The organism is Pristimantibacillus sp. Z349TD_6 (assembly GCF_056173205.1).
Genome location: NZ_CM149662.1, coordinates 4,854,048 through 4,872,202 on the forward strand (window position 1 = coordinate 4,854,048; position 18,155 = coordinate 4,872,202).

General features: G+C 45.2%; 17 protein-coding genes and 1 other RNA gene. 1 reads left to right on the plus strand and 17 read right to left on the minus strand.

Annotated elements, in window-relative coordinates; genetic code table 11:
* Nucleotides 1-2 precede the first annotated feature (2 nt).
* A complete protein-coding gene (locus AC0VYE_RS21305; RefSeq protein WP_076266909.1) occupies nucleotides 3-215 on the minus strand; it encodes a DUF1540 domain-containing protein in 213 nt (70 codons plus the stop codon).
* 54 nt (nucleotides 216-269) lie between these two features.
* Nucleotides 270-770, minus strand: coding sequence for a YpuI family protein (locus AC0VYE_RS21310; RefSeq protein ID WP_076266908.1), 501 nt, complete (start codon nucleotides 768-770; stop codon nucleotides 270-272).
* 184 nt (nucleotides 771-954) lie between these two features.
* On the opposite strand from AC0VYE_RS21310, the gene AC0VYE_RS21315 reads away from it, so the two are divergent.
* Nucleotides 955-2,802, plus strand: coding sequence for a S8 family peptidase (locus AC0VYE_RS21315; protein ID WP_475442818.1), 1,848 nt, complete (start codon nucleotides 955-957; stop codon nucleotides 2,800-2,802).
* Between the two features lie 67 nt (nucleotides 2,803-2,869).
* Here AC0VYE_RS21315 and rnpB read toward each other — a convergent pair.
* From rnpB to cdd, 15 genes are all read right to left on the minus strand, one after another.
* Nucleotides 2,870-3,276, minus strand: an RNA gene (rnpB, locus tag AC0VYE_RS21320) — RNase P RNA component class A.
* Between the two features lie 77 nt (nucleotides 3,277-3,353).
* Nucleotides 3,354-4,475: a Nif3-like dinuclear metal center hexameric protein gene (locus AC0VYE_RS21325; protein ID WP_475442819.1), complete on the minus strand. Its 1,122-nt coding sequence runs from the start codon at nucleotides 4,473-4,475 to the stop codon at nucleotides 3,354-3,356.
* A complete protein-coding gene (locus AC0VYE_RS21330) occupies nucleotides 4,451-5,224 on the minus strand; it encodes a tRNA (adenine(22)-N(1))-methyltransferase (RefSeq protein WP_475442820.1) in 774 nt (257 codons plus the stop codon). The genes AC0VYE_RS21325 and AC0VYE_RS21330 overlap by 25 nt, the downstream gene beginning before the upstream one ends.
* A complete protein-coding gene (locus AC0VYE_RS21335; protein ID WP_076266904.1) occupies nucleotides 5,224-6,060 on the minus strand; it encodes a hypothetical protein in 837 nt (278 codons plus the stop codon). The genes AC0VYE_RS21330 and AC0VYE_RS21335 overlap by 1 nt, the downstream gene beginning before the upstream one ends.
* A 126-nt stretch (nucleotides 6,061-6,186) precedes the next feature.
* Nucleotides 6,187-7,317: an RNA polymerase sigma factor RpoD gene (rpoD, locus tag AC0VYE_RS21340; protein ID WP_053376806.1), complete on the minus strand. Its 1,131-nt coding sequence runs from the start codon at nucleotides 7,315-7,317 to the stop codon at nucleotides 6,187-6,189.
* An 18-nt stretch (nucleotides 7,318-7,335) separates the two neighbouring features.
* Entirely contained in the window at nucleotides 7,336-9,189 is a 1,854-nt protein-coding gene (dnaG, locus tag AC0VYE_RS21345; protein ID WP_076266903.1) for a DNA primase, read from the minus strand.
* 41 nt (nucleotides 9,190-9,230) lie between these two features.
* Nucleotides 9,231-9,701: a YaiI/YqxD family protein gene (locus tag AC0VYE_RS21350; RefSeq protein WP_144376704.1), complete on the minus strand. Its 471-nt coding sequence runs from the start codon at nucleotides 9,699-9,701 to the stop codon at nucleotides 9,231-9,233.
* Nucleotides 9,702-9,781: 80 nt separating this feature from the next.
* Nucleotides 9,782-10,597: a pyruvate, water dikinase regulatory protein gene (locus tag AC0VYE_RS21355; protein WP_076266901.1), complete on the minus strand. Its 816-nt coding sequence runs from the start codon at nucleotides 10,595-10,597 to the stop codon at nucleotides 9,782-9,784.
* Nucleotides 10,598-10,624: 27 nt separating this feature from the next.
* Nucleotides 10,625-12,706 (minus strand): glycine--tRNA ligase subunit beta, encoded by a 2,082-nt coding sequence (gene glyS / locus AC0VYE_RS21360; RefSeq protein ID WP_475442821.1) that lies wholly within the window; start codon nucleotides 12,704-12,706, stop codon nucleotides 10,625-10,627.
* Nucleotides 12,699-13,586, minus strand: a complete 888-nt coding sequence (gene glyQ, locus AC0VYE_RS21365; RefSeq protein ID WP_076266899.1) for a glycine--tRNA ligase subunit alpha — start codon at nucleotides 13,584-13,586, stop codon at nucleotides 12,699-12,701. The genes glyS and glyQ overlap by 8 nt, the downstream gene beginning before the upstream one ends.
* A 358-nt stretch (nucleotides 13,587-13,944) precedes the next feature.
* On the minus strand, nucleotides 13,945-15,486 hold the full coding sequence (locus AC0VYE_RS21370; RefSeq protein ID WP_076266898.1) for an MDR family MFS transporter: 1,542 nt from the start codon (nucleotides 15,484-15,486) through the stop codon (nucleotides 13,945-13,947).
* Between the two features lie 153 nt (nucleotides 15,487-15,639).
* Complete coding sequence (gene recO / locus AC0VYE_RS21375; protein ID WP_475442822.1) at nucleotides 15,640-16,383, minus strand: DNA repair protein RecO; 744 nt, start codon at nucleotides 16,381-16,383, stop codon at nucleotides 15,640-15,642.
* Between the two features lie 127 nt (nucleotides 16,384-16,510).
* Nucleotides 16,511-16,672 carry a YqzL family protein gene (locus AC0VYE_RS21380; protein ID WP_076266896.1) on the minus strand — a complete coding sequence of 54 codons (162 nt, stop codon included), beginning with the start codon at nucleotides 16,670-16,672 and terminating at the stop codon, nucleotides 16,511-16,513.
* A 100-nt stretch (nucleotides 16,673-16,772) separates the two neighbouring features.
* Nucleotides 16,773-17,696, minus strand: coding sequence for a GTPase Era (era, locus tag AC0VYE_RS21385; RefSeq protein ID WP_054024225.1), 924 nt, complete (start codon nucleotides 17,694-17,696; stop codon nucleotides 16,773-16,775).
* 8 nt (nucleotides 17,697-17,704) lie between these two features.
* The gene (cdd, locus tag AC0VYE_RS21390; protein ID WP_441881069.1) at nucleotides 17,705-18,142 is read right to left on the minus strand and encodes a cytidine deaminase; all 438 of its coding nucleotides are present in this window, start codon (nucleotides 18,140-18,142) and stop codon (nucleotides 17,705-17,707) included.
* Between the last annotated feature and the right edge of the window lie 13 nt (nucleotides 18,143-18,155).

Consider the following 18,155-nt stretch of genomic DNA (forward strand, 5'->3'; position numbering starts at 1 on the left):
CATCACTCCTTTGGTTTAAAGGTAAGGCAGCATGTTGACTTTGATTGTTCAGCTTGATCTTGATGAAATAGTCCGAGGTCATCCGCAGCAAATTCTTCTTTAAAATTGGCGCCTGCATGTTGATCGATTTCGATGTTGATTTCACTAGCTCCACAATTATTGCCTTCTTTCCAGAAGTTGCAGTTAGCGACACTACAAGACACGCCTTTTGGCATAAAAAAATCACCTCCACTATCAAGTTTCCCTGACCGGAGGTGATTCATTCTGCCTTATTTTTGTCCTTGCATACGACGCTGAGTCATGTAATCATTTTCGTAATACGCTAATTCATCACGCAGTTCTTCAAAAACCTTGGAAACACTAAGTACGATACCACGAGAATCACGATTCGGTTTAAAGCGGAAACGAATCGCATCTTGGCCAGTATAAGCATAACGGCCATCTTCAGAATAACATTCGTTCTTCGGATAGAAAAACGCGCTTACGCATTGATGGTAAACCTCATACAGCACGCGTTCCGCATAATCTGTATCAAAATTGGGCCGTCTGAGCAATACTCCCAGCTTTTCAACCGAGACTTCAGAAAAGACCAATAAATGTCTCAAATCGGATAAAAGGCCTTTGTAAAAAGTATGTGCTTCTTCTCCATCATCTTCGCCGGTTAATTGGGGCAAGGAATTGTTATTCAGAAACGGTTCCAGTTGGCTTAACGCATCCTTTAGCTTTGTGCGAGTTGATTCCGTTAGTGCTTTGACGTTGGCAGTTGGCATATAGGTAGTTCCCCTTTCATAATCCAAACACACGTAAAAACTACAATCATCACTATCGTACCACAAATTACATTTAAGTGGTACTGGCGATTAACGCTTTCCTTCGCATATTTTAAGCCTTGGAATCCGAACCTATAGATTAGACTTAGCTCTAATTTAGAACGATCAATGGAGGGTTTCAGGCATGCATAGAAAATGGATTGGTGGCCTTACAATTTTAGCCTTAGCTGCTCTGCTTATACCAATGACGCCGATATTTGCCCCTAAAGACGTCAAAAAACCGCCGCAAACGTCTAGTTTTTCTGCAAAACGCGAGCATACGCTCAAAATTGCTGCGCTGCAATCCGATATGAAAGCGACAGCGATGCTTTGCTCCACGGAGTGCTCCAAAGATTTTCAGAAGCTGATGAGCTCCAGCATGGGATCAAAAAACGAAGCTGATCAACAAATCAAGCATATGATGCATGAGCATGCGCACATGGCTTATATTAGCTGGATTTCAGGCAATCGCAGCGTTGATCGAGGAGCCCTTCCACAAACAGAGGATCAGAAAGTCAAATCTTATGTTTCTGAAGCAAAATCACAAGTTAGCAAAGGGGCCAAGTTTGAATCCCCTTCTTTCACGGCCAAAAATGGAAGCCGTTATATGGTGCTGGGTGTGCCAGACTCCAAGCATAGTGGAATCGGTGTTGTCGGTGTCATCAAACAAGATATTTTGAAATCCGTAGAACATCATCAAATGCGCAACCTTAGACTTGTACCTTATCCGGCGGAAGGAAATTACAAAATCGAATCCGTGAAACCAAACTCAACGATCGATACGACTGTTCGTACTGGCGAGGATAACGGTAATGCCAGTCATTATCATGTTCGCGACGTCGTTGTCCATTTCGTTAAGCCTCTTTCGGGCAGCGAGCTTGAACAGGTAAAACGCGATATAAATGCGGAGTGGGTTAAACAAGTCGGGGATACTTTTATTTTCCGCTCAAGAAGTATTGAAACGGATCAGCTCGTCCGTTATTTCAAGCAAACGTGGAATACCGAATATACAGAACCACATTATTTGTATATGACAAATGAGAGCTCAGCCGCAATCGTTCCAAATGACGCTTTGTACTCAGAGTATCAATGGAATTTGCCTTCAATTGAGACGGAAAAGGGCTGGAGTTTATCTAAAGGCAGTGACAAGGTAATTATTGCTGTGCTTGATACCGGCGTGCAAAGCAATCATCCGGATTTGAAAGGTAAGCTTGCTGAAGGCAAAAATATTGTAGATGAAAATGCAGCTCCCGATGATGATGTTGGCCACGGAACCCATGTATCTGGCATCATTGGCGCTACCGTTAACAATAATGAAGGTGTTGCCGGTTTATCGTGGTACAACAAAATTATGCCTGTTAAAGTATTGGACAGCAGCGGTGCAGGCTCCACTTACTCCGTCGCTCAAGGTATTATTTGGGCCGTTGATCATGGAGCCAAGGTCATTAATATGAGCTTAGGCAACTATGCGCAGGCCGATTTTCTTCATGACGCGATTAAATACGCCTATGACCATGACGTCGTCATGATTGCAGCAAGCGGTAACGATAATACGGATCGTCCGGGGTATCCAGCCGCATATCCGGAAGTATTCGCTGTTGCGGCTACCAACAGCAGCAAAGAAAAAGCTTCATTTTCTAACTATGGCGATTATATAGACGTTGCAGCACCTGGCGACAGCATTGCGAGCACCTATCCTGGCAGTCAATATGCGGCATTGTCCGGCACATCTATGGCAAGTCCCCATGTCGCGGCATTGGCAGGATTGATTCGGTCCATTAATCCTGAGCTATCCAATGTTGAGGTTATGGAAATTATGAGAAAATCAGCTATTGATTTAGGAGCCAAAGGAAAAGACGATTATTTTGGCTATGGAGAAATCGATGTTGATAAAGCACTGCAAGCTGCCTCAATGTACGGTGGAGCGCTGCAAACTTATCCCGATCAGGTAAAAAGAAGGCTTGATCGGATTATGAATAAGTACGGGAAGTAATTCAGCAAACACAATAAAGCACCCATCGCATGCGATGGGTGCTCTTTGTTTGTAAGTGTAAGGTCGTGCGGAAAGTTTGTCGTAAGCCGGGTTCTGTACTTCTGGTGGTCCAAACGGGAACGACCCTCCCACGATGAAGCGACAATCATCTATCTAGGCCGTACATTGCTATACGGCTCCAGCAACCAACCCGGACGCGCCTCAGGCTAAGGCTGCAGCTTAGGGGCTGCGGCGTCCTCTCGGTCTTGCTCCAGATGGGGTTTACCAGGAACGTAGTCACCTATGCTCCTCGTGGTCTCTTACACCACGGTTCCACCCTTACCTGTTCCGGCTAAAAGCCGGCCATCGGCGGTCCATTTCTGTGGCACTATCCTTCAGCTCGCGCTGACTGGACGTTATCCAGCATCCTGCCCTGCGGAGCCCGGACTTTCCTCTCGCGGCAACAAGGCCGCCAGCGATTGTCTGTCAAACTTTCCGTGGCATCGTTAAGTATACAAGGTATTTCACAAAAGCTCAACCCTCAATGCCATTCCAATCTAACAATAATTTAACTATACAAAAGTAAACGGTTCTGTGTTCAAGGAAGAAGCAACCGCTGTCGTTTCATATTTACTGCTCACAAGTTGTTCATTCAACCAATTTGCAACTTTCTGCTTCATCACTTTTTCAATGTTATGACCAGGGTCGATGATCGTCATTCCTGCAGCCAGCGCATCATGTGCCGTGTGATAATCAATATCTCCAGTAACAAGCACATCGACACCGGAAAACACAGCATGGCGTACATACTTGCCGCCTGCTCCTCCGAGTACAGCGGCTTTGCGAATGACTCGGTCGAGTGCTCCAACGACTCTCACTGCTGGAACATCAAACAATTGCTTCGCTTGTTCTGCAAGCTCACCCAGTGTCGTCGGCTCGGCTAGCTTGCCGACTCTGCCCAGTCCAAATGATCTGCCCTTTAAATCGACTGAATATAAATCATAAGCAACCTCTTCATACGGATGTGCTTTGAGCATAGCTTGGACCGTTTTACGGTGGACACTGTGAGGCACGATCGTTTCAATCCGAATCTCATCAGCATGCTCCAGCTTTCCTTCCTCGCCAATGAACGGGTTCGTTCCTTGTCCAGGAATAAATGTTCCTGTCCCCTTTATATTGAAGCTGCAGTTGCTGTAGCTGCCAATTTTACCTGCTCCTGCACGCCACATAGCCTCAAGTACTTGCTCGTGATGGCTCTCTGGTACAAATACAACAAGCTTGTACAGCTTATCCGTATGTACTTCCTCCAAACACTGACGGTTATCCGGCACGATACCGATTAAATCAGCGAGCCAATCATTTATTCCGCCATCTGCCACATCAAGATTGGTATGTGAAATATAAACGGCAATGTCGTTTTTGATAAGCTTCTCGTATAGGCGCCCTGCCGCAGTTGATGTATCCAGCTTGGCTAGCGGCCGATATATGATCGCATGATGAGCGATAATAAGCTCAGCACCTTGCTCGATCGCTTCATCAACAACAGCATCCGTCACATCCAATGCAACGAGGATCTTCTTAATCGGTTTATTTAATGTGCCAAGCTGCAAGCCGATTTTGTCATTCTCAACCGCATAATGCTTAGGCGCAAGCTGCTCCATTAACTGGATCACGGTTTGTCCATTGGCAAGCATTGTAAAACCTCCTCAATCACGTTCATCTCCGCCTGAAACTGCTCGCGTTTACTCGCTGATTCAGCAAGATCTGATCCACCCAGCTGATCACAAATACGCTCAAGCTTATTCAGCTCATGACGCCATTTTTTAAACAATACAGGTTGCGGCTCGCGAAGCAAATACGGACCCATTTGCTTCAAAACACCAAATAGCTTGTCAGCCGCAAGCTTAACCTTCAAGAAGCTGCCATCATAAAGCTCACTATTGCGCGCTTTAGCATCCGATGCACGTATGGCGTGCATTACTTCATAAATTTTTCCGTCTTCTTCAAGAATGCTTTCTGCAGCTAGATACCAATTATGCTTCAATAGCCATTCGCGTACGACTTCTTCACCTACATTAGGCTGCAGCACAAGCTCTACAACCCCTTCAAGCTTGCCCGCCGCATGGCCTGCCTCCAATATATCGCTCATAAGGCTGCCGCCCATACCGGCGATTGTGACTGTGTCAGCCTCACCAGGCTGAAGCACGTTCAGGCCATCGCCTTGTCGGACTGTCAAACGAGCAGTCATTCCAGCAGCAGCACCTTGCTTCTTCGCTGCCTCATAGGGACCGAGGTTCAGCTCTCCTGCGATCGCTGTAGGGCACTTATCGATTTGCAGCAAATATACGGGGAGCATCGCATGATCCGAGCCAATATCAGCTACACGCGAGCCCGTGGTTACGTAATCTGCAATCTTCTGCAGACGCCTTGATAGTTTTAACATTATACAACCCACACCATCCATTGTTTTCGCATTGAAAATAATATTATGCCGCCTATCGCTATTTTGACAATGAGCTGCAGCTGCAACAAAATCGCATCATTTACGAACATGACCGAGTATAGCTCAGGCATAAACCACACGAGCGCGCAGGTTGCAAACAAAACAGCAGATACCGGCTTCGACCAGCGATGTACAAACCAACTGCTCCAGCCAAATAAACAAGCAATAGGCAGCCAGTACAGCTGCACCTCATACCATTTCGAATCCAGCATAAATTGTGACAGCAGCCACGCATAAACAAGTATAGCCGCCAACCATCCACTTAAATGAAGGGCAGGAATGCGAGCCTTAATTCCGTAAACAACCCAAAAGATCGAACAAAAGGCTAATAAGCCTGTTTTCCAGCCCCAATGATCAATAGCATGCAGATTCAACATATACAATCCCCCGCCTAGAAGGAGGAGCATTCCCGTACTTGTTATTGCCAATCCAGCCGACTCATTGCGGCTGCGAAGTCGCTGTCCCGTAAGTAAAAAAACAGCCACCGCGCCGACCACAACAGCCATTTGCAATAACGGATGAAATTCGTTAAAATAAAGCACAACAAAGGAAATTAAGGTAAAAGTTCCAAATGTAAGTAGCCATTGCATACCTGTTGCTCGTTGTACTGCGGCGATTGCTTTTCCAACTGTATGATGCTGTTCTTTAGTTGTTTGGATCGTATCTTGATCAGCATACAAATTCAGCAGAAAGTCACAATATTGATCTGGCAGCAGCTTGCTTCGGCGCCAATGATCAATTTCTTTCACGATAATTTGCCGACGATCCTGGTTCATAAAATCCCGCTATCCTTTCGGTCGACTTGTCTTGCCTGCACAAGTCCGTATGTATGAGGTTGGCATTTTAGAAAAAAGACCTCGCTGCACGAGCAGAAAGGTCAATATACTAAACATCAAGTTTTTTTATTCGAGGAAATCTTTCAAACGTTTGCTGCGGCTTGGATGACGCAGTTTGCGAAGTGCCTTGGCTTCAATTTGACGAATACGCTCACGCGTAACACCAAACACTTTGCCAACTTCCTCAAGCGTTCTCGTGCGTCCATCATCAAGTCCGAAGCGAAGACGAAGTACATTTTCTTCTCTTTCAGTCAATGTATCGAGCACGTCTTCCAGTTGCTCTTTAAGCAGCTCATACGCAGCAGCATCTGCTGGAGCAAGAGCTTCTTGGTCTTCAATGAAATCACCTAGGTGAGAATCATCTTCTTCCCCGATTGGAGTTTCAAGCGATACCGGTTCTTGTGCGATCTTCATAATCTCGCGAACCTTCTCGGTGCTTAGCTCCATCTCCGCAGCAATTTCCTCCGGTGTCGGTTCGCGTCCAAGTTCTTGGAGCAATTGACGTGATACTCTAATTAGCTTGTTGATCGTTTCCACCATATGAACCGGGATACGAATTGTTCGTGCTTGGTCAGCAATGGCGCGAGTGATCGCTTGACGAATCCACCATGTTGCATACGTACTGAATTTGAAGCCCTTCTGATGGTCAAACTTCTCAACTGCTTTAATAAGTCCCATATTGCCCTCTTGAATCAAATCAAGGAACAACATGCCTCTACCTACATAACGTTTCGCAATACTGACAACAAGCCGCAGGTTCGCTTCCGCAAGTCTACGTTTTGCTTCCTCATCACCATTCTCGATACGTTGTGCAAGTTCAACCTCATCATCTGCAGAAAGTAGTGGAACTCGACCGATTTCTTTCAAATACATACGTACCGGGTCATTAATTTTTATACCCGGCGGCAAAGCTAGATCATCATCAAAGTTAAAGTCGTCCTGTTCGCGCTCTTGCTCTTCCCCTTGGGCAGCGAGTGGATTTTCTTCGTCATTTTCGTTCAGTACCTCAATCCCAAAATCATCGAGCTGTTCGAAAAATTCATCAATTTGTTCAGGGTCTTGATCGAACGGAGCCAACTTATCCATAATTTCTTTATACGTCAAAGATGACCTCTTTTTGCCTTGCTCAATCAATTGGTCCTTCACATGATCCAGTTTTTGTTCGGTATCTAGTTCAGTATGTTGATCATTCGCCATATTCCGACTCCCTCCCCCCTAGAAACGATCTTCCTGTCGTCCTTTGAGCTGTCTCTCTAGGGTTATAATCTCACTTGCTATTTGTGCTGCTGCCAAAAAATCTCCGGTACGCTCAGCACGCACCATTTCTTCTTTCTTGCGTTCAATATCACGATACTGCGGTACTTTAATAATGTCCTGGATATATGCGTCCATCATCGTATCATCGAACGGAAAGTCACCGTCCATCATCAAAATCGATGCAGCTGTACGTTCTAATCGGTCATCATGCAGCGTTGCAATAAAGCGGCTAACATCCGGATCATAGCCTTGTGCAAAATAAGCGTATAAATAAGCAGCAAGAGCTGCGTGATCCTCTACATTAAACGCATCGCCGAGTCGTTCATGAACCGATTGCGCTACCTCTCGATCCCGCATCATAACGTGCAGCAACCTTCGTTCTGCATGTGTGAAAGCAGGCATAAGAGTAGGTGGTCCAGACTTTCGGGGCTTTTCATTCCTACCATTATTCCACGAATTGTCGTTATTATCCCCTTGCGGTTTCTTTTTTTGCAGCTCCTGTCTAATTTGATGACAGTCCTGTTTCAAAGCATCCAGTGAGATTTCGAACTCTCGTGAAATTTCCTTCAGGTAGACCTCGCGTTCTGTTGAAGAATCAAGCTCTGCAACAATTTGTACCGCTTCAAGCAGATAGTTCTTTCTACCTTCTTCTTTTAGCAGTATATGGTTTTTCCTTGAATATATAAGCTTAAATTTTGTCACCGATACCGGCTGATCCATTATCTCTCGCAAGAAATACTCCGGACCATATTCGCTTATATAATCATCGGGATCCTTTCCTTTCGGAAGCATCGCCACCGATACTTTGAGGCCTGCGCTTTCAAGCATCGGAATTGATTTGAATGCTGCTGCTTGTCCTGCATCATCACCGTCATAACATACAATGACTTCTTCGGCTTGTCGTTTTAGAATAGCGCAATGTTCTTCGGTCAAAGCCGTTCCCATCGTGGCAATTCCATTTTTTACGCCAGCGCTCCATGATTTAATGACGTCCATGTAACCTTCAAACAATACAACTTGCTTACTCTTTCGAATAGATGGCCGCGCATAGTGCAGATTGTAAAGTGTTCTGCTTTTCGTAAACAGCATCGTTTCCGAGGTATTCAAGTATTTCGGCTGTCCTTCGCCTATAATGCGACCCGCAAACGCGGTAGCTTTGCCGTCTCGATCCCATATCGGAAACATAATGCGATTTCGAAACCGATCCACATATCCACTCCCGTCAGATTTAGCCGAAAGCAATCCGCCTTTTTCCATCAATGCAAGATCAAACCCACGATTCGTTAAAAACCGGGCCAGCAAGTCCCATTCCTCAGGAGCGTAACCAATCATAAAATGATCAATCAGCTTATCACTAAGTCCGCGATCCCGCAAATATTGTTTTGCCGCTTGTCCTTGCTTCGTGTTATTCAGCACATGATGATATAGCTTAATTGTCAGCTCATGCGCCTCAATGATCTTGGCTCGGTCTGCATCATGCGGCGTGGACTTCACTCCATCTGGTGATGCCCAGGTTACAGGCATTCCCGCATCCATCGCCAGCACTCGAACAGCTTCAGGAAACGAATAACCTTCCATTTCCTCAAAAAAACGAATAACGTTGCCGCCCTTACCGCAGCCGTAGCAATGGTAAATTTGGAGCTCCGGCGTCACTGTAAATGAGGGAGTCTTCTCCGAATGGAACGGACATAACCCCTTCATATATTTGCCGTGCTTCGTGAGATGAACATATTTCCCGACCGTCTCTACGATGTCATAATGCTTGCGAACCGCATCAATGACCTCTTCCGGTATTTTATTACCGTATGTCATCGTTCATCACCTTCATCCTAGTAACACGTAAATAATATTCGCTATACGTCATGGTTCTCCTGCTCATTTCGTAAAACTTTTGTCAACTTTTGTTGAAACCGTGCACGATCGTCGTTGTTCATCGCTTTTGGCCCTCTTGTTTTGCCTCCGGTACGGCGACGTTTCGCAAGTTCGTGTCTACGTTCCATCAAATAATCAATGTTCTCATCGGTATATTGTTCTCCGCGAGGAGACAATACGACAGCGCCTTTGCCGATTGCAATGCATGCCAGTCCAAAATCTTGTGTAACGACAATATCTCCACGCACAATATGGTTCACAATGTATAGATCGACAGATTGATTGCTTCGGTCCACCTGTACAATATCTACACCAGGCTGAGGCTCCAGCCGATGGTCGTGAGAAGCAACCATAAGCACTCCTACAGAAAAGAGTCTTGCCGTTTCACCAATTTCCGTTTTTACCGGACATGCATCCGCATCGACCACAATGGTAGGTTTTTGTTGACGAATAGAAAATCACCGCTCGGTTTCAAATTCTTTTCCTATACTATTATATACGGCATAACTCTAAAAAATCCTTCCGCTTGACATTATGGCAAACGTACATATTCCATAATCAAACTTGCTGTCTCTTCAACAGCTCGATGTGATACGTCAATCACAACGCAGCCTAGCTGCTTCATAATAGTATCGGCATAAAGCAGTTCCTTTTCAATACGATCAGGAGTCGCATAAGATGCATTATTCGGTAAGCCAAGTGCTTTAAGGCGTTCTTTCCGTATTGTATTTAAGTATGGAACACCTATTGTAAGCCCAATTATTTTGCGTTTTGGCAGCTTAAACAATTCGTCCGGCGGCTTTAGCTCAGGGACTAGCGGCACATTAGCAACTTTGAACTTCTGATGCGCGAGGTACATCGATAAAGGCGTTTTTGACGTGCGTGATACGCCAACGAGTACAATATCTGCTTTTAGTACGCCGGATGTATCTCTCGCATCATCATATTTTACCGCAAATTCTACAGCATCTACCTTTTTGAAATAATTGGCATCAAGCACATGATTAAGACCAGGCTCTTGACGTGATTTCCGCCCAGTCCGCTTCTCCAGCGTCTCGATAAAAGATCCCAAAAGATCGATCGCGGTTACGCTGTATGCCTCTGCAAACTTTTTCATGCTGTCGCGAAGATGCGGAATAACGAGTGTATAGATCACTATTGCATCAACTTGCTGCGCCTGCTCAATAATCCGCAGCAAGCCTGCCTCTTCCGTTACAAAAGGGGCTCTGCGGATATCGGTATGAAGTGGATGAAATTGCGCGATTGCTGCGCGTACAACAAGCTCCCCTGTATCACCAGCTGCATCGGAGACGACATATACGATTACTTCGGGATTAGAACGAGACATGATCTATCATCCTCCTTACGGACTCAATTACCAAACGAGCTTCGAGAAATCTGCGATAATCGCAATATCTTCTGCGATACCAGCAAGCGTTGACAATCGATTCGCACGAACAGCCTCATCAGGTGCCATGACCATAACATTCTCAAAATAGTTATGAATAAACGGCTTCAACGATGATAAAGATTGTACCGCTCTTGAAATATCTCCCTCATCAATCGCTTGTTTAAACGTTGGACGCTGCGCTAGCCATGTTTGATACAGCTCTGTTTCCACCTGTTCTGCGAACAAAGCTGGATCAACCGCTGCACCAGCAGCTTTGGAGCCCAAATTGCTGACACGGTTAAATTGCTCGACAGTTAGCTTAAATTCAGTGCGGTCGCTGCTTGCAGCAAGCGCTTGAACGACGCTCGCACGCTCGATGGTCGATTTCAGATCTGCAAAACCAGAAGCCATAACGGCGTCTACAACATCATAACGAACGCCTTGCTCGGACAATACGTTCTTAACGCGAAGCGCAAAGAAATCAGAAAGATCTTTGCGGATTTCAGCAGCGTCGCGTTTAAGGCCGCGGTTCTCATGTACGGATAGCGCCGCATCATACAAATCGTTTAGCTCCAGCTTCAAGCCGTGCGCCAAAATAATTTGAACGATACCTGCTGCTTGCCTGCGAAGGGCATAAGGATCCTGCGAGCCTGTTGGAATGATGCCGATTGAGAAACAACCAACGATGGTATCGATTTTGTCCGCTAAGCTTACGATTGCACCTGTTAATTCAGATGGTGCTAGATCTCCGGCAAAACGCGGCTGATAATGTTCATTAATGGCTTTCGCCACTGAAGCTCGCTCTCCTGCTTTAAGAGCATAATCTTCCCCCATAATGCCTTGCAGTTCAGGGAATTCATAAACCATTTGGGATACGAGATCAAATTTGCAAATATCAGCTGAGCGGCTAATGTCGCTGGACGTTTGCTCATCGATCAGCAAATGCTTGCTCAGAAGATCAGCTGTTGCACGAATGCGTCTTACCTTGTCAGCTACTGAGCCTAGTTCTTCGTGATATACGATATTCTCAAGCTTCGAGAGAGCATGCTCTATCGTCAGCTTGTGATCTTCTTCATAAAAGAATTTGGCATCCGATAGTCTTGCGCGCAGTACTTTTTCATTACCTTTCGATACTAGCTCGATCGACTTAAGATCGCCGTTGCGAACCGTGACGAAAAACGGAAGAAGCTCTCCTTCGCTGTTGAATACCGGGAAATACCGTTGATGCTCACGCATCGATGTAATAAGCACTTCTTGCGGAATGTTAAGAAATGCTGGGTCGAAGCCGCCAAACAATACATTTGGATATTCAACTAAAAATACAACCTCTTCAAGCAAGTCTTCCTTTATTGCAATTTCCCAGCCTTTTTCTTTGGCCAGACGATCGATCTGAGCTACAATCAGCTCTTCACGTTCACTGACATCAGCAAGAACATGCTGTTCGCGCAGGCGCTGGGCGTATTGAGCAGGTTCTTGTACAGTAGCATCATTGCCAAGGAAACGATGTCCGCGTGTTGTATTGCCAGTTTGTACTCCTGTAATTTCAAAAGGAATCACATCTTGACCAAATAGTGCAACCAACCAGCGGATCGGTCTAACAAACTTTAGCTCATGATTGCCCCAACGCATGTTTTTCGGGAAAGACATCGAAGTAATCAAGCTGAGCAAGCCATCTGGCAGTACCGCTGCTGTGTCTGTACCGATGCTGCTTTTGGTAGCATAAACATATTCAACGCCAGCTAGTTCTTGGAAATACAGCTGTTCAGGCTCAACGCCTTGGCTTCTAGCAAATCCAAGAGCAGCTTTGCTCCAATTGCCTTGGTCGTCTTGAGCAATTTTACGAGAAGGGCCTTTAGCTTCCTCATTCATATCCGTTTGCTTCTCAGCTACGTCGTTGATTAGAACAGCAATTCGGCGTGGTGTAGCATACACATTTACAGCGCCGTGTTCGATTCTGGAGTCCGAAAGCCACTTCACCATTTTATCCTTTAGCTGGTTCATCGCACCGCGAACGAACCGAGCAGGCACTTCTTCAAGTCCGATTTCAAGCAACAAATCTCTAGTCATGCTGCTCCACTCCTTTCTTCAGCAAAGGGAATCCAAGACGTTCTCTTTCCTCGTAGTATGTCGATGCGCAAGCACGCGCTAAATTTCTTACCCGTGTAATGTAGCCCGTTCTCTCCGTTACGCTGATTGCGCCGCGCGCATCGAGCAGGTTAAAGGTGTGCGAGCATTTTAATACGTAATCGTACGCTGGAAACACAAGATGATGCTCCATCGTTTTTTGAGCTTCCTGCTCATACATGTTAAATAATGAGAACAGCATTGCTGTATCCGATGTCTCGAATGTATATTTGGAATGCTCATACTCTGGTTGTTTGAAGACGTCACCGTAGGTTACTCCTTCAACCCACTCCAAATCAAACACATTCTCTTTTTGTTGAATATAAGAAGCCAAACGCTCCATACCATATGTGATCTCTACAGCGACAGGATTAGCATCAATGCCGCCAACCTGTTGGAAATAAGTGAATTGCGTAATTTCCATGCCGTCCAGCCATACTTCCCAGCCTAAACCCCAAGCGCCAAGAGTTGGCGATTCCCAGTTATCCTCTACGAAACGGATATCATGCTCAAGTGCATCAATGCCTAGCTGCTTCAAGCTTTCCAAATAAAGCTCCTGAATATTGTCAGGCGATGGCTTCAAAATAACTTGGAATTGATGATGCTGGTATAAACGGTTTGGGTTCTCACCGTATCGACCGTCCGCTGGACGTCTTGATGGTTCCACATAAGCAACATTCCAAGGCTCTGGACCAATCGAGCGTAGAAACGTCATAGGGTTCATCGTTCCTGCACCCTTCTCAACGTCATAAGGTTGTACGAGAATACAATTTTGTTCAGCCCAGAACTGCTGCAAAGTCAAAATCATTTTTTGAAAATTCATAACTGACCCTCTCCTTCTTCCTCTGTTTTGTGTCCGTAAAAGCGAAGCAGGCAAAGGCGTTTATACGCAAAAAACTCCCGTCTCTACGCCTGCTCCCAGACGTAGGGACGAGAGTTGTAATCCCGCGGTTCCACCCTACTTGGTCAGCTCCTTAAGAGCTAGCCCTCTTTGCTTGTATACGACTCCGGAGTGCCTTTTCATCGTTTTGACCGTCTGGGCTTTCACTTTCCCCAGCTCGCTAACCAAGTCCGCTTAAAACGATTACTTTCTCCATCACTGCCCAATATTCATATTGCATTATTTTATGCTTCTTTATGCCAATTGTCAAACATCGTTCCTAGGTATCATAATAAATCCGCTAATGTGCACGAATCTCGTCTGTATTAGACGTTTTTCCGTCACGTTTGCCAATAATATCTTTCATACCCGTATTCCCCATCATCAAAACACAAACTAATGCGAAGCCTGCGGGAACAATAGACCAAACAAACGTTGTTGATACTGAATCTGACAAAGCGGCAACAATTTTCTCCATGACTGGAGCCGGTATTTCCGCACGCTTCTCCGGCGATAACAGCTCACGTGCATTTTCTGTCATCGGAGCCGTTCCTTCCCCACCTGCAAAAGCATCTGTCATACCCTTTGTAAAGTGGTTACGCTGAATAATGCCGAATACCGTAATCCCCACTGTCATGCCTAATGAACGAATGAAGGACATCGTAGATGTGGCGCTTCCTCTTTGCCTCATATCGAATCCATGAATGGAGGACATACCAAGCACAGAGAATGAGAAGCCGATACCAAATCCAGTTAAGAACATATACACGGACAACATAAATCTTGTTGTTTCCGGCGTAATGGTGGATAGCAAGAAAATACCTGTAATAAAAATAACAGCTGAAATCATCATGACGCTGCGATAGGACATTTTGTTAACTAATAAACCACCGAGCTGCGCCGCAATAACTGATCCCAAGGTCATAGGCAGTAGAGTTAAACCTGCACTAACCGCTGTTCCGCCGAATACGCCTTGGACAAACATCGGGATATATAGAGCTGCTGTAATAAACGCCGCTCCGTAGAACAAGCCCGCTCCTGTACTTGCTGCAAACAGTCTTTGTTTGAACATATTAAACGAAATGATTGGTTCTGCTGCCTTCGTTTCCACGAAAAGAAATATGCCGAGTAAAACCGCAAAGCCAGCAAATAAACCAATAATTTGCAGTGAATCCCAAGCAAACTCAGTTCCACCGAGCTCAAGTGCAAACATGAGACAGACGATAGAGCCCACAAGTGTCGTTGCTCCCCACCAGTCGATCTTTTGCTTGGCATGAGAAAGCGACTCTTTGTAATAAATAACGATAAAAGCAAGTGCCACAAGACCAATGGGTACATTGATGTAAAAGATCCAGCGCCAATTGATATATTCCGTTAAGTATGCGCCTGCAAGCGGTCCAAACAAGCTTGAGGTACCAAATACAGCACCGAACAATCCACCCATTTTACCGCGTTTCTCTGCTGGAAAAATGTCAAATACGATTGCAAAGGCAATTGGCATCATCGCACCGCCGCCAATACCTTGAATAGCACGGTAAATGGTCAGCTGCGTAATCGATTCAGCCGTTCCGCAAAGAACAGAGCCGATTAGAAATAAAGAAATACCTAAAACAAAAAAACGTTTTCTCCCATACATGTCAGACAATTTCCCGAAAATCGGCATGCCTGCCATCTCTGTTACCAAATATGCAGATGTAACCCATACATATTTGTCCAAGCCGCCTAGATCGGATACAATCGTTGCCATTGCTGTCGATACAATCGTATTATCGATTGATGCGACCAGTATACCCAGCAAAAGTCCGGCCACAACAAAGCCCAGTCTATTTTGTCCTGTAGACATCAGGTCAACCCCTCCAATTACTATGAATCTCAAACAACCTCATCTATCATAAATCAATTTCTTAGATGATGAAATCATGCAGAGGAATGAGCCTTCCCTCCGTCTTGAGACCGATAACAAACCAAAAGCACCCATTTCAAGAAATGAATTTCTTTACATTAATTTATCGAGCTGATCAAGAAAATTGCGCGACTTCAACTGCATTCCTAAATGAGTGTCTAACAGCTTACGCATAGCAATTTTAAGCTCTGCTTTTGTCTCAGGCTTCACTTGAATTGAACCAAGTCTTCTCATATCCATCCTGCGGAACAAACGAAGCAGCTTATAAGCACCCTCACCTAGCGAAACCGCATGAGGATCTTTGCCAGTACAACGCGAGCATAATATTCCACCCGCATAGGGAGAAAGTTTAAAAGGACCTACAACGTTACCGCAGCTTACACACTCATCAAGTGCAGGAGCATAACCAGACAAGTCCAAAATGCGCATTTCATAAAGATGAGAAACGATTTGCGGGTCTTTGCCTTCTTGAAGTGCTGAAAGACATGCTTTTAGCTGTTCAAAATAAAAGCCCGTTGCCTCGTCGTCCTGTATGGAACGATCCGTCAATTCTGCTACGTAAGAGGAATAAGCAGCCAAATCAAGCTTCTCACGCAAAACATGGTGAGATTCAATAATCTCACCATGATTAAGCGTGCCAAGCCCGCTGCTTCGGAAATAAACAAACTCTCCATATGTAAACGGCTGTGCGAGCGAAGAATGTTTGCTTTTCACCTTTTTCGCTCCGCGTATAAGTACGCCCGCTTTTCCATTTGTCTTCGTCAGCAGTGTAACAATTTTATTGCCTTCCCCGTAATCCATGCTTCGCAGCACAATTCCCTCGACACGATACAACATAATGCAAACTCTCCCCTGAAAGCAGAAACGTATGTTTACCGTCCCATGGCGGCAAACATACGTTTAGCTGTTAAAAACACAAAAGCTCTATACTTGATCAACCGATTCAAATAATGCCATTGATACGTTAGACAGATGTGTCCTCGAGGTCCAGCTCGGCAAGCTCATCCTGATTTCCTACTAACGCATCGGAGCTGCCTTCTGCTCCGTATTGGTGTATTTCCTTGTATAACATGAAAGACTCGACATCCCCGGTCAACGTAAAATACTTCCACGAAAAATTCCGCATACGTATTCATCCCTTTCCGTCCCCTGAAATGCTGCTTCAGACGTTAATAGGATGCGATAAACCGTTCATGTCTATCCTTAACAAAATACGTCAATTATGCTTATTCGTTCCGGTAACCAAGATCCTTCAGTACGCGCTCCTGATTGCGCCAATCCTTCTTCACTTTTACCCACAGCTCAAGAAATATGCGTGAGCCAAGCAGCGCTTCGATATCTTTTCGCGCTTGTTTGCCAACTTCCTTCAGCAGATCGCCTTTTTTGCCAATGATGATCCCCTTCTGAGAATCACGCTCTACAAAAATAACCGCGCCAATATAGACGACTCCATTTTCCTTAACGCGCATATCCTCAATTGTCACTGCAATTGAATGCGGAATTTCCTCACGCGTCATATGCAGTATTTTCTCGCGAATAAGCTCCGAACAAACAAATTGCTCAGGGTGATCAGTAATTTGATCTGCTGGATAATACTGTGGTCCTTCTGGCAAATAACGTGTCAGCTGTTCAAGCAAGGTTTCCACATTATTGCCCTTAAGCGCTGAAATTGGGATAATTTCCGCAAATTCATGCAATGCATTATATTGCGTAATCATCGGCAGCAGCTGTTCAGGCTCTACTTTATCGATTTTGTTCATAACTAGGAAAACAGGTGTTTTCACTTTTTTCAGCTGTTCAATAATAAAACGGTCACCGCCGCCAAGTCCCTCTGACGCATCGATTAGAAAGAGCGCTGCTTCTACTTCACGAAGCGCGCTTTCCGCGGTTTGCATCATATAATTCCCAAGCTTGGATTGTGGTTTATGAATACCAGGTGTATCAAGAAACACGATTTGTGTGTCGTTTGTCGTATAAACACCATGAATTTTATTCCGTGTCGTTTGTGGCTTATCTGACATAATCGCAATTTTTTGACCGATAAGATGGTTCATCAGCGTTGATTTACCAACATTTGGCCTGCCGATTATAGCTACGAAACCGGACCGAAATTTTTTGTTGCTGCGTTCATTTGATGTTTTTTGATTCATATTCTTGTTTAACGCTCCCTATTATCTAATGAAGCCGGCGTGAAGGCACCCGGCAATATGCCTGAAACGGTTGAGATCGTCCATTGACCTTTTAAATTCCCCATAATGACAGGCATTTCTGGTGAACATAGCTCAACTAGAACTTGGCGGCAAACGCCGCATGGCGCGATTGGAGTATCCGTATCGCCAATAACAGCTATCGCTTGGAATTGTCCCGGACGCTTTCCATCCGCTACTGCGCGATATAATGCGGTACGCTCTGCACAGTTTGTTGGACTGTAAGCTGCGTTCTCTATGTTGCAACCATAATGGACTTGGCCCTCATCGTCAAGCAATGCTGCTCCAACTTGGAAATTTGAATAAGGAACGTATGCTCTTGACATCGCTTCCTTAGCCGCATTCATTAGCGAAGTGTAAGACTCCGACAATCCTTCAAAAACCACCATAAATATCCCGCCA

Excerpts from the sequence above, each read along its gene's own strand:
- AC0VYE_RS21305 (WP_076266909.1), bottom strand. The coding sequence starts at position 215 with ATGCCAAAAGGCGTGTCTTGTAGTGTCGCTAACTGCAACTTCTGGAAA.
- AC0VYE_RS21310 (WP_076266908.1), bottom strand. The coding sequence starts at position 770 with ATGCCAACTGCCAACGTCAAAGCACTAACGGAATCAACTCGCACAAAG.
- AC0VYE_RS21315 (WP_475442818.1), top strand. The coding sequence starts at position 955 with ATGCATAGAAAATGGATTGGTGGCCTTACAATTTTAGCCTTAGCTGCT.
- AC0VYE_RS21325 (WP_475442819.1), bottom strand. The coding sequence starts at position 4,475 with ATGCTTGCCAATGGACAAACCGTGATCCAGTTAATGGAGCAGCTTGCG.
- AC0VYE_RS21330 (WP_475442820.1), bottom strand. The coding sequence starts at position 5,224 with ATGTTAAAACTATCAAGGCGTCTGCAGAAGATTGCAGATTACGTAACC.
- AC0VYE_RS21335 (WP_076266904.1), bottom strand. The coding sequence starts at position 6,060 with ATGAACCAGGATCGTCGGCAAATTATCGTGAAAGAAATTGATCATTGG.
- rpoD (WP_053376806.1), bottom strand. The coding sequence starts at position 7,317 with ATGGCGAATGATCAACATACTGAACTAGATACCGAACAAAAACTGGAT.
- dnaG (WP_076266903.1), bottom strand. The coding sequence starts at position 9,189 with ATGACATACGGTAATAAAATACCGGAAGAGGTCATTGATGCGGTTCGC.
- AC0VYE_RS21355 (WP_076266901.1), bottom strand. The coding sequence starts at position 10,597 with ATGTCTCGTTCTAATCCCGAAGTAATCGTATATGTCGTCTCCGATGCA.
- glyS (WP_475442821.1), bottom strand. The coding sequence starts at position 12,706 with ATGACTAGAGATTTGTTGCTTGAAATCGGACTTGAAGAAGTGCCTGCT.
- glyQ (WP_076266899.1), bottom strand. The coding sequence starts at position 13,586 with ATGAATTTTCAAAAAATGATTTTGACTTTGCAGCAGTTCTGGGCTGAA.
- AC0VYE_RS21370 (WP_076266898.1), bottom strand. The coding sequence starts at position 15,486 with ATGTCTACAGGACAAAATAGACTGGGCTTTGTTGTGGCCGGACTTTTG.
- recO (WP_475442822.1), bottom strand. The coding sequence starts at position 16,383 with ATGTTGTATCGTGTCGAGGGAATTGTGCTGCGAAGCATGGATTACGGG.
- AC0VYE_RS21380 (WP_076266896.1), bottom strand. The coding sequence starts at position 16,672 with ATGCGGAATTTTTCGTGGAAGTATTTTACGTTGACCGGGGATGTCGAG.
- era (WP_054024225.1), bottom strand. The coding sequence starts at position 17,696 with ATGAATCAAAAAACATCAAATGAACGCAGCAACAAAAAATTTCGGTCC.
- cdd (WP_441881069.1), bottom strand. The coding sequence starts at position 18,142 with ATGGTGGTTTTTGAAGGATTGTCGGAGTCTTACACTTCGCTAATGAAT.